This window comes from Pseudomonadota bacterium (assembly GCA_022361155.1).
GTDB lineage: Bacteria > Myxococcota_A > Polyangia > Polyangiales > JAKSBK01 > JAKSBK01.
Window position 1 is genome coordinate 1 of record JAKSBK010000304.1, and the last position, 14973, is coordinate 14973.

Sequence of the window (14973 nt, forward strand, 5' to 3'; positions counted from 1 at the left end):
CATCGGCGCGGGTGGCTTGCCCATGGCCGGCGTCGGCGCGGGCGGCTTGCCCATGGCCGGTATCGGCGCCGGAGGCTTGCCCATGGCCGGCGTCGGCGCGGGCGGCTTGCCCATGGCCGGCATCGGCGCCGGAGGCACGCAGCCGCCGACGGCAGGCTCACCCGCTCCGGGCACGCCCATGCAGCAGGTCTGCGACACCGTGGCTTCGTTTCCGGCGCCCATGTACAACCCGGCGGAAGCCGTCGACTGGTGGGAAAACTTCGTAAGGACCTACACGCGCCGGGTCCACGACTCGCAGCCCAACATCATGGCCGGCCAGCATTTGCGCGACGAGCTGACGGCAGCCGGTTACCAAACGCAGATTCTGGAGCTGCAGCGCGGCAGCAATACCGTGCGTGTGGTCGAGGGCATCAAGCGCGGGCTCACCAAGCCGGATAACTACCTGGGGATCATCTCCCACTACGATGTCGTGGGCAACACGGTTCAAGGCGCCTACGACGACGGCGCCGGCGTGGCGGCGGCCATGCAGATCTGCAAGAACCTGGCCCCGGTTCCCACCAACAAGTCCATCGCGTGCCTGTTCTTCGACGCCGAAGAAATCGGCCGCCAGGGCTCGCAGCAGTACGTCGCGGATTTCGTCTCGAACGGAATGAAGAAATTCGATCACGGGTTCGGCTACGACATGGTGGGCCTGAACAGGCCCGGCTTCGCCGACTGGAAGCTCTACGGCTTCATGGGCTATTCGCCGGCATCGCAGGATCGCGCGGCCAACCACAAGTTCATCGAGGCGATTCTCTTCGATTGCCAAAAGACCGGAATCATGACCACGCGCCCCAATACCGAGGTGCTCACCAGCAACAACCGCAATTCCGACGAACGGAGCTTCGAGGAGGGCGGCGTGCCCGTCTTGCGCTTCGCCGGCGGGCGGAGCGCGAGCGACTACGGAGCCTGGCACCAGCCCAACGACACGATCATGAACGTGTACTCGATCGCGGGCGGACGCCCGAACTTCGTGGCGGGCATGAAAGCCGCGATCTCGCTGTCTCACTTCGTCATCCTGGGCTACGATCAGTTCGACACCGGCACGGTGCCCCAGCTCTAGCCCGCATCGGTCACCAACTTCGAGCTCAATCGGCCTCGCTGCACGATTCGCTGCAGGGAAGCCGCCGAACCGCCACCGCAACCGGCACGATCCGGTTGACATTTTGTCATCCAGCGCCATCCTGGCACAGCTGGGATAATGCCGGTCACGGTACCAAAGAGCGCTGGCAGTGGCGCGCCTACGCGCGCAGGCCATGGCGCGACCGTGCTCATCGTGGACGACGAGGAGCCCAATCGAGCCTCGCTCCAGAAGATCTTTGCACGCGACGGCTTCCGGACGCTGCTGGCCGAAGACGGCCGGCGCGCCCTGGAGCTGTGCCGGCAGCACGTGGTGCATGTCGTGCTCACCGACCTGTTGCTGCCGGGCATGAGCGGCATCGACATCATCAAGGCCCTGGCCACCGTCGCGCCGGACACCGAAGTCGTGGTGATGACCGCCTACGGCACCATCGAAACCGCGGTCGAGGCGATGCGCCTGGGTGCCTACGATTTTGTCGAGAAGCCGCTCAAGCGCATGGAGATCGTGAAGACGGTCCGCAAGGCCGCGGAACGCCGAGCCCTCGTCGCCGAAAACAAAAATCTGCGCAGGGAGCTGTCTGCGCTCAAGAGCCGCCACATCGTGGGCTCCTCGGCCGCCCTGCGCAAGGCGCTCGAGATCGCCGAGCAGGCTGCACCGTCGTTGGCCACCGTGCTCGTGCTCGGGGAGAGCGGCACGGGCAAGGAGCTGCTCGCGCGCCACATCCACGAGCACGGGGGACGCCCGGGGCCGTTCGTGGGGGTCAACCTGGCGGCCTTGCCCGAGAGCATCGTGGAGTCGGAGCTCTTCGGCCACGAACGGGGTGCCTTCACGGGGGCCGTAGCGCGGCGTGAGGGTCGTATCGCCCAGGCCCACGGCGGCACGCTGTTCCTCGACGAAATCGGAGAGCTTTCGGCCAAGGTGCAGGTCAAGCTGCTGCGCGTGCTTCAGGAGGGCGAATACGAGCCGCTCGGAGGAAGCACGCGCAAGAGCGACTTTCGTTTGATCGCCGCCACCAACCGCAACCTCAGCGGCGAGGTGCGCGCGGGCCGTTTTCGCGAGGACCTGTACTACCGCTTGAACGTCATCGCGGTTACCTGCCCGAGCCTGGTGGAGCGGCGCGACGACATACCCCTGTTGGTGGACCACTTCCTCGAGCGCTACTGCCGCAAAAACCAGCGTGCTCCGATGAGCGTAGCGCGGGAAGCCCTGGACCTGCTGGCCGCGCACTCCTGGCCGGGCAACGTGCGGGAGCTCGAAAACGTGATCGAACGTGCGGTCGTGCTGTGCAAGAGCTCCAGCATCGGACCCGAGGATCTTCCCGACCCGATCGCCAACTCGGAGCGGCGCGGCCGCGACCTGGTGTTCTCGATCGGTACCCCCCTGGGCGAGATCGAACGCCACGTCATCCGGGCCACGCTCGATCACACACGAGGGGACAAGCGCCTGGCGGCCCAACTGCTGGGCATCGCAACCCGCACCATCTACCGGCGCCTCGAAGCCGAGCGCGAAGAGCGTGTCCTCGAGCCCGATTAGCCCGTTCCTGTCCAGTCGCGGCGCCAGCTTGGCTGGATCGTGCAGCCAGGCGACGGGAGTGATGGGCAGGGTTCGGTGTTGGGGCCTGGAGCCAACACCAGAGCTAACGGGGTAGCCGGCGGTAGCGATCCAGCAGTTCGCTCTGGCGCGAGCGCAGGCTGACCTGCTTGCCGCGGATCCACATGCGCTCGGCTCGGGTGCCGAGCTCGAAGGGGTCGCCGCTCCAGAGCACCAGGTTCGCGAGGGCGCCGGGACGCACGCTGCCGATCTCGTGGGCCAGGCCAAAGGCCTCGGCCGGCTCGACCGTGAGGGCCCTGAGCGCCGCCTGCCGGTCCAGGCCGTGCGCGATGGCGTTGCCGGCTTCCTGCCTGAGGTTGTGCAGCCCGTGAGCCCCGCGGGTGGTGATGATCACGCGCACGCCTGCTCGCTGCAGCACGGCGGCGTTGTCGAAACGGCTGCCGAGGGCCGCGAAGCTTGAAGGCAGGTTGCTGAGCGGTACCACGATGACGGGCACCTTGGCGTCGGCGATGCGATCGGCCACGCGCCAAGCCTCCTCGGCTCCGGCGAGCACCAGCCGCAGGCGGTAGTCCTTGGCGAGCTCGAGCGCTCGCAGAATATCGCTGGCCCTGGAAACCTGAATCACCACGGGCAGTCGTGCCTGAAGCGCGTCACCCAGCCGGATCAGATCCAGGCGACTGGTGCGCATGGCGCGCAAGCCGCGCCGCTCGTAGGCAGCTCGCTGCCGCTGGTAGAGCCTGGCGTCGTCGAAAGCCTCGCGCAGCCGCATCCAGGCCGACGGGCGCCCGCCACCGCTCTTTTGGGCCGTTGCGTGATCGATGCGCACATGCAGCGCGACGTGGGATCGCACGCTGCCTGCCGGCCTCAGCGATCCGTCCAGGTGCACCCAGGCGCTGGTGCCGCCGACCAGCCCCGCGTGCGGAGTCGCTAGCGCATCGGTCAACCCGCCGCGACGGGCCACGGGGATGAGGGTCGAACGCGGGTTGAAGCCATCCTCGGCGGAAAAGGCGGCCCGGATCGGATCGCCTTCTTCGCCGGCCGCCTGATCGTTCGTCGCCGGCTCCAGGGATACCTCGACGAGCCCGAGCGGATTCTGCGTCGCGATGAAGCCGGCGGTCAGCACCTTGCCGCGCCCATCGATGCGCTCGACGTCCGGCGGCAGCGCGAGGTCGTCGCCGACACCCAGGATCCGCTCGCCGCGGATCAGTACGCTGGCGCCCGGCAGCGGTTGTCCGACTCCGGTGTGAACGGTCGCTCCTACGATGGCCCGCGTGGCCGGCGACTGGCCCAGCGCGCTCGCGTGCAGGCCAAGGACCAAAGCCAGAATCGCCGCACCGTGCCGCGCTGTTTCGCGGGGGTTCATTCGCTTCTCACCCCCAGCCCGAGCTCGAAGTCGCTGGCTTGCGGCTCGACCTGTTTGGCGCGATCGAACAGCAGCTCGCCATCCACAAAGACCAGATCGGCCCGGGCGTACACCGAAAAGGGCGAACCGGACCAGACCACCAGATCGGCCATCTTGCCGACTTCGAGCGAGCCCGTCCGATCGTCGATGCCAAGCGCCCAGGCCGCGTTGCTGGTGATCCAGCGCAGCGCCTGGTCCTCGCTGACGTCGATGCCTGCCGCAAGGCCCGCGTGGCGCGCCTTGGCCGCCTCCTGGTTCAGGCGCTGCACGAGCATCGGGCTGTCCGAGTGCAGCACGCCGCGCGCGCCGGTTTCCGTCAAGAGCGCCAGGTTCTCCACGATGGTGTCGAAAGCCTCCAGCTTGAAGCCCCACCAATCCGCCCAGGTCGCGGTCCCCACGTCTTTTTCCCTGAGCACGTCACGAATCTTGTAGGCCTCCACCGCATGATGAAAGGCGCGGATGCGGAAGCCGAAGCGCTCGGCCAGCTCGATCATGCGCAGCATCTCGTCCGCGCGATAGCAGTGCATCTGCACGTGCACGTGACCTTCGATGACCCCGAGCAGCGTTTCGAGGCCGAAGTCGCGCGGGGGCGGCGCAGGCTCCGGCCCCGGGTCCTGCGGGGGCTTGGTCCCCTTTCGCCCTCTATCCTGCTCGCCCCCTTTTTCGCCCTTCTTCTTGGCACGCTCGAACTTGGCGCGCTTGATCGCCCACAAGCGTTGTCTCTGTTGCCAGTCACTCCAGCTTCGGCCGTACTCGCGCGCCTTCTGGTACGCCGTGCGGTAGCCCGCCACGTTGCCCATGCGCGTCGCAGGCGCTGCCTTTTTCCCCTTGCCGTAGACTCGCTTCGGGTTTTCGCCGCAGGCCATCTTCAGTGTCACCGGCGCTCCCGGAAAGCGCATAGCGTCTGCGCTCCGACCCGGCCTGAGCTTCATGATGGCCCCACGCCCACCGATGAGGTTTGCCGAACCGGGCAATACCTGAATCGTGGTGACGCCGGCCGCCAGGGCTCTGCGCAGCGCGGGATCCTGGGGCCAGAAGGAATCGGCGGCATCGACGTGCGCCGTCACCGGCGCCGTAGCCTCGTTGCCGTCGCGGTGCGCTTCGGCCGCCGGCACGGGGTAGACGCCCATGTGCGAGTGCACGTCGATCAAACCCGGGGTTACGAAGCGGCCCGACGCGTCGATCCGGCGCGCCTCCGGCGCCAGCGTGATCTCACCGGGTGGACCTACCGCCCGAACGCGCCCCTGATGCAGCACCACGATGCCGTCCTCGATGACGCTGCCTGCGGCCGTCATCACCTTGCCGCCTACGATCGCGGTCAAGGGCGAGTCCACCTCGGGCTGCGGCCCACGTTCGAACGACCAGGGCAGCTTGGGCAGCGGTGGATCGGGTTCGGGCTGACTGGGTTTGCCGCACGCCGCCGCGCTTAGCACCAAGGCACCGCAAACAGCGCGTAGCTCGAGGCCGGGCTTCGACACGCAGCGGAGCATAAAGCAGGACCGGGCGAAAGCGAACCGTTGGGGGAGCGCTTGCGGCCTCGAGCTGCCAAATTGGCACAACCCGGGGGCACGGGGTTATCCCGGTTGCCAGCCTGTCGCGCGCGGTCGCGGCCCGATGCACGGGAAGCCGGGGACCGTGGTCGGGAATCATCCGGCCGCATGGCGTGTTCCTCAGGGCCCGCGAAAGAATGACCCGTGCGTTTGGGCGAGGACCGGGCGCCGCTGGCAAGGCGCAACGACGAGGAATATGGGGGATATTTCGAGGAGGAGCAACACAGCCAGCTGTGGTCGGAACCGGCGAAACGCATGAGGTACGCTTTCACGGGCCCTCAACAGGCACGGGATTTGCGAGGTACGCGTGCGGATACGAGCGAGCAGCAGCAAGTGAAACGAAAGGTGCGGAGGAACGCCCCGTGGGCATGGACACGCAGCAGCGGCGCATCGCTGTACTAATCGTGTTGGTGACGCTGGCCTTGTGCGCCGCATTCCTGGCGCAGGGCAGCGCTCATTTGCTGGCACCCGAGCTGCTGCCGCTGCACACAAAGGCCGCGGACCTCAAGCGGCTCGAGCGCACTGCGCCGGCGGTCGAGCGCACCGGCAAGCCCAGAGACGCCAAGGCCATCCTCGCTCGCAACATCTTTGACTCCAAGACGGGTCCACTTTGGCCTCCGCCACTCCCCGAGAGCCCTCCTGAGGAAGCCGGCGCAGGGGAAGAAGAGGACCCCAACACCCCGCAGCAAGCGTGCGACAATACCGTGCGCTTGGTGGCTGCGGTGGTTTCACCGCGGCGGCCCGAGCTGTCGTTCGCGGCGCTGCGCAAGGCTGGCAAGACACAGCTCTACCGCGAAGGGATGGAGATCGACGGCAAGTCCATCGTGTCGATCCATCCTGGCGCGGTGGTGCTGCAGCCCAAGAGCGGCCTGTGCACGCTCAAGCTCTTTGACAAGGACACCAAGCAACAGGGCTACCGGCCCCCGGTCGGCAGGCCTCAACTCCGCCCGCCGTCGCAGCCGAAGCAGCCCGCACGTACCAGCGCACGCAGGCGCGGTGCGATCAGCGATCAGGAACTTCAAGAGGGCATCAGCAAGCGGGGAGAAACACGCTATGCGGTGGCACGCACGCTGGTGGATCGCGTCCTGCAAAACCAGGCCGAGCTCATGCGCACCGCCCGTATCATTCCCCACGAACAGAACGGGCGCGTGGTCGGCGTCAAGCTCTATGGCATTCGCCGCAACAGCCTGCTTGGTCGACTTGGGATTCAAAACGGAGACGTGTTGCGCACGATCAACGGCTATGACATGACGGCGCCGGATTCGGCGCTGGAGGCCTATGCACGCTTGCGCAATGCCTCGAATTTGACGGTGTCGATCACGCGTCGCGGTCAGGCCAAGAACCTGGAGTACCAAGTCCAGTGAACATGGGAAATCCTGTGAGGCTTTGTCAGCTAGCCAGCTTGCTCTGCATTGCCGCCCTGATGGCCGGCCTCGGTCCGGCGGGCGTCGAAGCGCAGCCCCAGCTTCCGAAGCCGCCGAGCGTGCGCCGGCCCACCACCAGGGTCTCGCCGCCGGCAAGCGGCTCCGCCGCGGCGCAGGCTACGAGACCCGAAGCTCCGAAAGCGTTTGGAACCGGCTTGGACTACAAGCCGACGCCGCCTCGCGCCCGGGTAACCTTCAACCTGGAAGACGCCGACCTCACGGACCTCGTACGGCTCGTGTCACAAATCACCGGCCGCCGCTTTATTCTGTCGAGCAAGCTGCGGCAGATAAAGGCCAGTGTGTACGCGCCAACCAAAGTGAGCGCCGCCGAGGTGTACCAGGCGTTCCTTTCGATCCTCGAGCTCAACGGAATGAACGTCGCGCCGGCCGGCCGCTACCTCAAGATCGTCGATTCCAAGGGCATCGAACAACGACCTATCGCGCTGTATCGGGAGGGCTCCACAGTCCCCGTGGGGGATCGGTTCGTGACACACCTCAGGCGGCCCAAGCACATTTCGGCCGACGACGTGCTGCAGCTGCTCGACCGATTCAAGTCGGCGACGGGCAACGTCACCGTGTACGCGCCCACGAATCTGCTTATCCTCACCGATACGGGGAGCAACGTCCGGCGCATGCTGGCGCTGCTCGACGCCATCGACCTGCCGCGCACCGGCGAGCAGATCTGGGTCGAGCCTGTCCATCACGCCGATGCGAGCGAGCTCGCTACACGCTTGCAGGAGATCTTTCCGCCGGCGGATTCCAAGGCTGCGCCCACGGGCCGAACGCCCCAGACGCGCACGCCGCAGCGCGGCCGCGTATCCCGGCGGCCCGGCCAGACCGCAACCAGCATCGGCTCTCAGAAGGGCGAAGCCCGGGTGATCAAGATCCTGGCCGACGAACGCACCAACTCGCTGATCGTGGTGGCGACCGAAGCCGCATACCTGCGCGTGCTCGAAATGCTGCGTCATCTCGACGTGCCGCTCAAGGGCGAAGGGCGCATCCACGTCCACTACCTGCAACACAGCGACTCCGAAGAGATCGCATCCACGCTGTCTCAGCTCGTCGGTGGCGGCCGCGCGCAGCGCAGTACGCGCCGCGGGCGCTCACCCCAACCACCTGGCGCGAGCCAGGGTGGCGTATTCGAGGGCAATATCGCCATCACGGCACACAAGGAAAGCAACGCGCTCGTCATCAGCGCGTCCCTGCACGACTACGCGGCGCTGCAGTCGGTCATCAAGCGGCTCGATATCAAGCGCAGGCAGGTCTTCATCGAAGCCGTTATCATGGAGCTCAATGTACAGCGTTCGCGCGAGCTCGGGCTCAAGTTCCACGGCGGGCTGCCGAACTTGACCGGCGAAGGCTCCCTGGCAGCGCTGTCGGTCAACGGGCTGGCCACCGTGGCGGACGCCGCAAAGGCCGAGGTCCTGAGCGGCCTGGCGGTCGGGGTGCAGGGCAAGCCCATCGACGAAGCGAACCAGCTGCTCGGTATATCGCTGCCGGGTTTTGGTGTCGCCCTGACCGCCATGGCCTCGTCCGGTGACGCAAACATCCTGGCCACGCCGTACTTGATCGCTACCGACAATGTCGAGGCCGAGATCAGCATCGGCCAGAACGTCCCGCTGCAGACTTCCACGATCGGCGCCCTGGGCGGGCTCGGAGGACTGGGCTCGCTAGGCGGGCTCGGCGGCCTTGGGGCAACCGGCACCCAGGCCGGCCAGGCTTCCCAAGGGCTCGGAGCCCTCGGCGCCCTCGGTGGCCTCGGCGCCTTGGGAGGCTTTGGCACCGTACCGCGCCAGGACGTAGGCACCACGATTCGCATAACCCCGCACGTCAACGACAGCAACGAGATCCGCTTGGAGATTCAAGAAGAAATCTCGGAGGCGGGCGCGCCGAGCAATACCGGTAACCTGGGCGTGGTTTCGATCAGCAAGACGCAGGCAAAAACCGAGGTCGTCGTGCGCGACCAGCAAACGGTGGTGATCGGCGGCCTGATGCGCGACACGGTGCGTCGATCCGAAAGCAAGGTGCCGATCCTGGGTGATATCCCGCTGATCGGCGCGCTCTTCCGCTCGACTGACCGTACGACGGAAAAGCGCAATCTGTTGCTTTTTCTGACGCCCTACATCATTCGTGCGCCCACGGACCTGCGCAGCATCTACGAGCGCAAGATGCGCGAACGTCAGGAGTTCGTGGATCGCTTCTTCGTATTCAGCGACCACGACTACGAGCCCCCTGTGGACTATTCCAGAACGCGCGGCCTGATCGGCGAAATGCTGCTTTCGATACGAGCCAGCGACGAGAAGCGCGAGCTGCTCAAGGATATGGAATCGAAACCTCCCGCCGAGCACAAGCCCAGGCCCGCGTTGGGAGAAGCCACCGGCGGCAGCAGCGGCGACGTCGTGATCGTGGGCGGCCCCGAACCGCCCGGCGCGAAAACTGTCGCCCCGGCTGCAATCGGGCCCGCGGCGCCTGCCCCGCGGCGACCAACGGACGACGAAGAAGACTGAGAGCATGCAGACGCACTATGTCGGGGAGATTCTGGTCAGGCGGGGAGCCCTGAGCCCGGAGCGCCTGCAAGAGGCGATTCAGCTCGCCGCCGAGAAGGGCGCTCGACTGCAGGACGTGCTCGTGGCTACGCAGAGCGTGGAGGAAGAGGCGATGCTCAGGGCACTCGCTGCCGAGGTCGGCATGCAGGTCGCCACCAAGATCCAGCCTGACGAGATCCCTGCCGAGCTCGTCGATGCGGTTCCCATCAACTTCGCGCGCCAGCACCGGGTGCTGCCCATCGGCGAACGCGACGGCCGTGTGCTGGTGGCTATCGCGGATGTGCTCGATCTAGCGCCTATCGACGACTTGCGCGCACTGTTGGGTAAACCGATCGAGCCCCTCGCAGCCGCGGGTGACCTGATCGACGATGCGATCAACCGCGTCTACGAGCGCAAGGACGAGAACGCGCTGGCGGAAAAGCAGGAGGCGGACACCGTCGACGAGCTGCAGGATCTGATCGACATGACCGATGAAGCACCGGTCATTCGCTGGGTGAACAACCTCTTCTATCAGGCGGTTCGCGATCGTGCCTCGGACATACACATCGAGCCCTCCGAAAGGGAGGTCGTGGTGCGCTACCGCATCGACGGCACGCTGTACCCGGTCAAGACGGCGCATCGTGGCTTCTTGCCGTCGATCGTAAGCCGCGTGAAGATCGAAGCCGGGCTGAACATCGCGGAAAAGCGGCTGCCGCAGGACGGTCGCATCACCAAGAAGATCAAGGGCAAGCTGGTCGACGTCCGCGTGTCCACCGTGCCAACTGCGCGCGGCGAGCGCGTCGTGCTGCGCTTGCTCGACAAGGAGCAGGCGTTGCTCGATCTGCCCGACCTCGGCTTCAGCGGTGAGAAACTCCATACCATGGAGGACCTGATCAAACGGCCCAACGGGATCATCCTGGTGACCGGTCCCACCGGGGCGGGCAAGACCACCACGCTGTACGCATGCCTGAACAAGATAAACTCACCGGAGCTCAATATCCTGACGGTCGAGGACCCGGTCGAATACGAGCTCAGGGGTGTGGGACAGATGCAGGTCCAGCCGAAGATCGGATTGACCTTCGCGTCGGGCCTAAGGAGCTTTCTGCGTCAAGATCCCGATGTCATCATGGTGGGCGAGATTCGCGATCACGAAACCGCGGAGATCGCGATCCATGCATCGCTTACCGGCCACCTTGTGCTCTCGACGCTGCACACCAACGACGCCGCCGGTGCCGTGACGCGCCTGGCCGAAATGGAGATCCAGCCTTTCCTGATCTCGTCGTCGCTGCTCGGAATACTCGCGCAGCGCTTGGTGCGCAGGCTGTGTACCTCGTGCAGGCAGCCGTTGTTCGCAACCGACGAGCAGCTGCGCTCTCTGGGTCTCAACCCGACCCATTATGCGCCCATACCGACAGAGCCTGCGGATGCGGCCATGCCCGAGGTCCCGAGTGACGTCGAGCCGCGACCCGTGTTCTATCGGCCCAGCGGTTGCGAGGCGTGCGTCGGCACGGGCTACCGCGGGCGCACCGGGATCTACGAGCTGCTGGTCATGGACGAGCCCATACGGGCCGCCATCGTCGGCAACGCCGATTCCAAAGAGATCCACCGTATCGCCGCCAGCGCCGGCATGACCTCGCTGCGAGAGGACGGCGCCCGTCAGGTGCTGTCCGGGATCACCAGCGTCGAGGAAGTCCTGGCCGCGACCCAGGCAGGCGACATGGAGTAGCCATGGCTGTGTTCGCCTGGCAAGGAATCGACGCCCGGGGCAAGGCTGCCAAGGGCGTCCTGGATGCCGACAATGCCAAGGCGCTTCGCGGTCTCCTGCGCAAGCAGGGCATCCTGGTCACGGCCATCGAGGAGGATTCGGCGGCCCGGCAAAGAACGGCGCGCAGTATCGACCTCCGCCGGATGTTCAGGCGCGTGTCGAGCTTGGAAGTTGCGCTCGCTACCCGCCAGCTTGCCACCCTGTCGGAGTCTGGGGTGCCTCTCGTGGAGGCTCTGACGGCGGTCATCGAACAGCTCGAGCAACCGATGCTCAAGGCTGCGCTCACGCAGATCCGAGATCGGGTCAACGAAGGCAGCAGTCTTGCGGACGCCATGACCGCACACCCGAAGATCTTCGAGAGTCTCTACGTCAGCATGGTCGCCGCGGGTGAGGCCTCCGGTACCCTGGATGCCGTGCTCGCGCGTTTGGCCGATTTCCTGGAGGCACAGTCGAAGCTCAAGAGCAAGGTGGGCAGCGCCCTGGCCTACCCCGCCTTCATGGCGATCATGGGCGTTGTCATCATCTCGATCCTGATGCTGGTCGTCGTGCCGAAGGTCACTTCGATCTTCGAGGCCTTCGAGCAAGTGCTGCCCTGGTACACGCGGCTGCTGATCTGGACCAGCGAGACGCTGGCGAGCTTCTGGTGGCTCTTGCTCGCGCTGGTGCTCGCGGGCGTGTGGACGTTGCGGCGCTGGAAAGCGAGCGAAAAGGGACGCGCCAGATGGGACGGCTGGATGCTGAGGCTTCCCATCTTCGGCAGCCTCGTGGTGATGGTAGCCATCACACGCTTCGCCAAGACTCTGGCCACCCTGCTGGGCAGCGGCGTTCCCGTGCTGACCGCCATGGAGATCACGCGCAACGTCCTTGGAAATCGGGAGCTGATGCACGTGATCGAGGAGGCCCGCAGCTCCATACGCGAAGGCGAGAGTATCTCGGCACCCCTCAAACGCAGCGGCAAGTTCCCACCGATCGTCACCCACATGATCGCGATCGGTGAGCGAAGCGGGCAGCTCGAAAAGATGCTGGAACATGTAGCGGCGGCTTACGAAGCGCAGGTCGAGACGCGGATCGCGGCGCTCACGGCGCTGCTCGAACCGATCATGATCGTGGTGATGGGGGGCATATCGGCGGCGATCGCCTTTTCCATTCTGATGCCCTTGCTGCAGATCAACGAGTTCGTGGGATAAGGGCGCATGGTCAGATACCACAAGCGACGCCGAGGGGTCCTGTTGCCTTGGGAGACGCGGGACAGCCAGCTTCGAAGCTTCTTGGCACGCAGTCGCTGGCGGATCTGGCTGCTTGGGGCGCTGTGCCTGAGCGCCTTGTGGGCAACCTGGGCAAAGGCCCGACAGCGGCAGCGAATCCGCGTCACCCATGCCGCGATCGCGGAAGTGCAGCGCGCTGTCTCGATATTCCGCGCGCAAGTCGACCGCTGCCCGGCGTCCACGCTCGAGTTGCTGCATCCGCCGGTTCCCAGCGCTCGCTATCTGAGCGAGCTCCCTGCCGACGGCTGGGGTACGCCGCTTTTCGTTCGCTGCCCGGGCCGCCGCCAGCATGAAGGTGCAGAGGTCGTGTCCGCAGGTCCGAGCGGTTCGCTGCTGGTGGATGACAACATCTACTGAGGTCAACGAGGCCAGCGAGGCAAGAGGCAAAGAGGCAAAGAGGCAAAGAGGCCCAAGGAGGTGCTTATGCAATCTGATTCCCAGGTAAGGCGTCGCGTCAATCAGCGCTCGTGCGCGCGAGCACGCCCGCGGATCCGGCGCCCGCGACGCCGGCGGGAGGGCATGACACTGATCGAGATCATGATCGTCGTCATCATCATGGCCATGATCGCCGGTGGCGTCGGCGTCGCTGTGCTGCCGCGCCTCGAAAAGGCCAAGGTCAACAAGACCAAGACCGACGCGGCAGCCATTGCGAGCGCGGCGACCATGTGGATCGCGGAGAACGGCGGCTGCCCCTCCGTCCAAGATCTGATCGACGACCAGATCTTGAAGAGAGGCACGACGCTGGTCGACGAATGGGACAACGAATTCAGTATCGAGTGCGACGCCGATGGGCCGGCAGTGAGCTCCGCGGGACCGGATGGTGAAATGGGCACGGAGGACGATATCGGAACCTAGTACCCTTTTGCGCAGGATGGCATCGAAGTGATGGCAGACGCACGGCGAGGCAGCTTGGGAATGACCCTGATCGAGGTGATGATCGTGATCGTGATCATCGCGCTCGCTGCAGGCGGCTTGAGCTTCGGATTCGGCGCGCTCACTCGCTCGCGCCTGCGTTCCTCTTGCACCCGGATGGTCGCAGCCGCTCGCTTCGCGTACAGCCGCGCAATCGTCCACGGCAAGACGCTGCGTATCGCGTTCGCGCTGCCCGGCGACAGCTTCTCGATCCAGCAGGCGCATGGAAGGGTCGCCTTGGCCCGCACGGACGATCCTCGCAGGGAAGCGGGTGAGCCCGAGGATACCGGTCTGGCTCGGGTGGCCATCGACCCCTGGGAAGCCGCCAAGGCCAGGCTCGAGGAAACCTACAAGCCGAGCTTCGGGGCCTCGCCTTTCGGCCCTCTCACCAACCAGGCGGGCCAAACCCTCAAGCGTTACCGCGACGTGAAGCTCGCACAGGGCGTGCGCATCACGCGCCTGCAGGTCGGGCACGAGAAAGAGCCCTTGTCCGAAGGAAACGGCGCCGTGCACTTCTTTCCGCAGGGGCTGACCGAGCACGCGATCATTCAACTGCGGGACGAATCCGATACGGTCTACTCGGTGGAAATCCACCCCCTTACCGGTCGCGCCAAGGTGCGCACACAGGCGTACGAAGTCGAAGAGCTCCTGGGCACCGGCGCCGCCTCCGAGGTCGAGCAGCGATGACGAGGTGCCGCTCAAGGCGCTCCGGCCGGCAACTCGGCAGCCCCGGCTTTTCCCTGCTGGAGGTGATCGTGGCCGTCGCGATCCTCGCGGTGGCTCTGAGCGCGATCTTCTCGAGCGAGGCCGGCGCCATCAAAGTAGCGCACCGGGCGCGAACCATGGGTCTTGCCAGCCTGCTTGCACGCTGCAAGATGGCCGAAATCGAAGAACAGGTCCTGAAGGAAGGCATGCCGGCGGAATTCGACAGCGGTCGAGATGGCTGTTGCGAGGACGCCGAGCTCGACGGCTTCGCGTGCAAGTGGAGTATCCTGCGCGTGAAGCTGCCGGAAACGCTGGGCACGGAGGCTGAGCAAGAAGAAGAGAGTCCGCTGTCCGCGGTGAGAAGCCTCAATCCGCTCGATCCCACCGGGGCCGCAACGGTCATGGGCGTACTCGGTGGCGGCTCCCATGACATGATCGCCGAGCTGGCGATGCAGTACACGTACCCGATACTGCGTCCGGCCTTCGAGGAACAGATCCGGCGCGCCACGGTGAGCGTCGAGTGGAAGGAGGGAAAGCAGCCGCACTCGCTCGATGTAGTTCAGTTTCTCGTTGCGACGCAGCCGCCCTTTCCAATGCAGCCGGCGGGCTCGAGCGTGCCTGGAGCTCCCTCCCAATGAGCAACACACGGCAGACCGCAGGGTCCGCGTCGGGCATGACGCTGATCGAGGTCATGGTCGCCCTGACCATTCTGGCCATCGTCTCCAGCCTGGTCTACGGGGGCTTCGCGCAGACC

Annotated in this window: 12 protein-coding genes; 10 read left to right on the forward strand and 2 right to left on the reverse strand. The window is 65.8% G+C overall.

From position 1 onward, the window contains the following. The coding region (locus tag MJD61_11885; protein ID MCG8555969.1) for a M28 family peptidase at positions 1-1102 on the forward strand (1102 nt) is incomplete at its 5' end. A gap of 138 nt (positions 1103-1240) precedes the next feature. After that, complete coding sequence (locus MJD61_11890; GenBank protein MCG8555970.1) at positions 1241-2653, forward strand: sigma-54 dependent transcriptional regulator; 1413 nt, start codon at positions 1241-1243, stop codon at positions 2651-2653. Between the two features lie 103 nt (positions 2654-2756). Here the strand turns inward: MJD61_11890 and MJD61_11895 are convergent, their stop codons facing one another. Continuing rightward, a complete protein-coding gene (locus MJD61_11895) occupies positions 2757-4034 on the reverse strand; it encodes an amidohydrolase family protein (GenBank protein ID MCG8555971.1) in 1278 nt (425 codons plus the stop codon). Then, the gene (locus tag MJD61_11900; protein ID MCG8555972.1) at positions 4031-5551 is read right to left on the reverse strand and encodes an amidohydrolase; all 1521 of its coding nucleotides are present in this window, start codon (positions 5549-5551) and stop codon (positions 4031-4033) included. The genes MJD61_11895 and MJD61_11900 overlap by 4 nt, the downstream gene beginning before the upstream one ends. A gap of 440 nt (positions 5552-5991) precedes the next feature. Here MJD61_11900 and MJD61_11905 point away from each other — a divergent pair, with 440 nt between their 5' ends. From MJD61_11905 to MJD61_11940, 8 genes are all read left to right on the forward strand, one after another. Then, complete coding sequence (locus tag MJD61_11905; GenBank protein ID MCG8555973.1) at positions 5992-6987, forward strand: hypothetical protein; 996 nt, start codon at positions 5992-5994, stop codon at positions 6985-6987. Positions 6988-6989: 2 nt separating this feature from the next. After that, entirely contained in the window at positions 6990-9554 is a 2565-nt protein-coding gene (gspD, locus tag MJD61_11910; protein MCG8555974.1) for a type II secretion system secretin GspD, read from the forward strand. 4 nt (positions 9555-9558) lie between these two features. Then, positions 9559-11298 (forward strand): type II secretion system ATPase GspE, encoded by a 1740-nt coding sequence (gspE, locus tag MJD61_11915; GenBank protein ID MCG8555975.1) that lies wholly within the window; start codon positions 9559-9561, stop codon positions 11296-11298. Between the two features lie 2 nt (positions 11299-11300). Then, a complete protein-coding gene (gene gspF / locus MJD61_11920) occupies positions 11301-12524 on the forward strand; it encodes a type II secretion system inner membrane protein GspF (GenBank protein MCG8555976.1) in 1224 nt (407 codons plus the stop codon). A 6-nt stretch (positions 12525-12530) separates the two neighbouring features. Next, positions 12531-12959, forward strand: coding sequence for a type II secretion system protein GspG (locus MJD61_11925; protein MCG8555977.1), 429 nt, complete (start codon positions 12531-12533; stop codon positions 12957-12959). Positions 12960-13025: 66 nt separating this feature from the next. Next, positions 13026-13457, forward strand: coding sequence for a prepilin-type N-terminal cleavage/methylation domain-containing protein (locus tag MJD61_11930; GenBank protein ID MCG8555978.1), 432 nt, complete (start codon positions 13026-13028; stop codon positions 13455-13457). Between the two features lie 30 nt (positions 13458-13487). Next, positions 13488-14201, forward strand: coding sequence for a prepilin-type N-terminal cleavage/methylation domain-containing protein (locus MJD61_11935; protein MCG8555979.1), 714 nt, complete (start codon positions 13488-13490; stop codon positions 14199-14201). Continuing rightward, a complete protein-coding gene (locus tag MJD61_11940) occupies positions 14198-14857 on the forward strand; it encodes a prepilin-type N-terminal cleavage/methylation domain-containing protein (GenBank protein ID MCG8555980.1) in 660 nt (219 codons plus the stop codon). The genes MJD61_11935 and MJD61_11940 overlap by 4 nt, the downstream gene beginning before the upstream one ends. Positions 14858-14973: the final 116 nt, after the last annotated feature.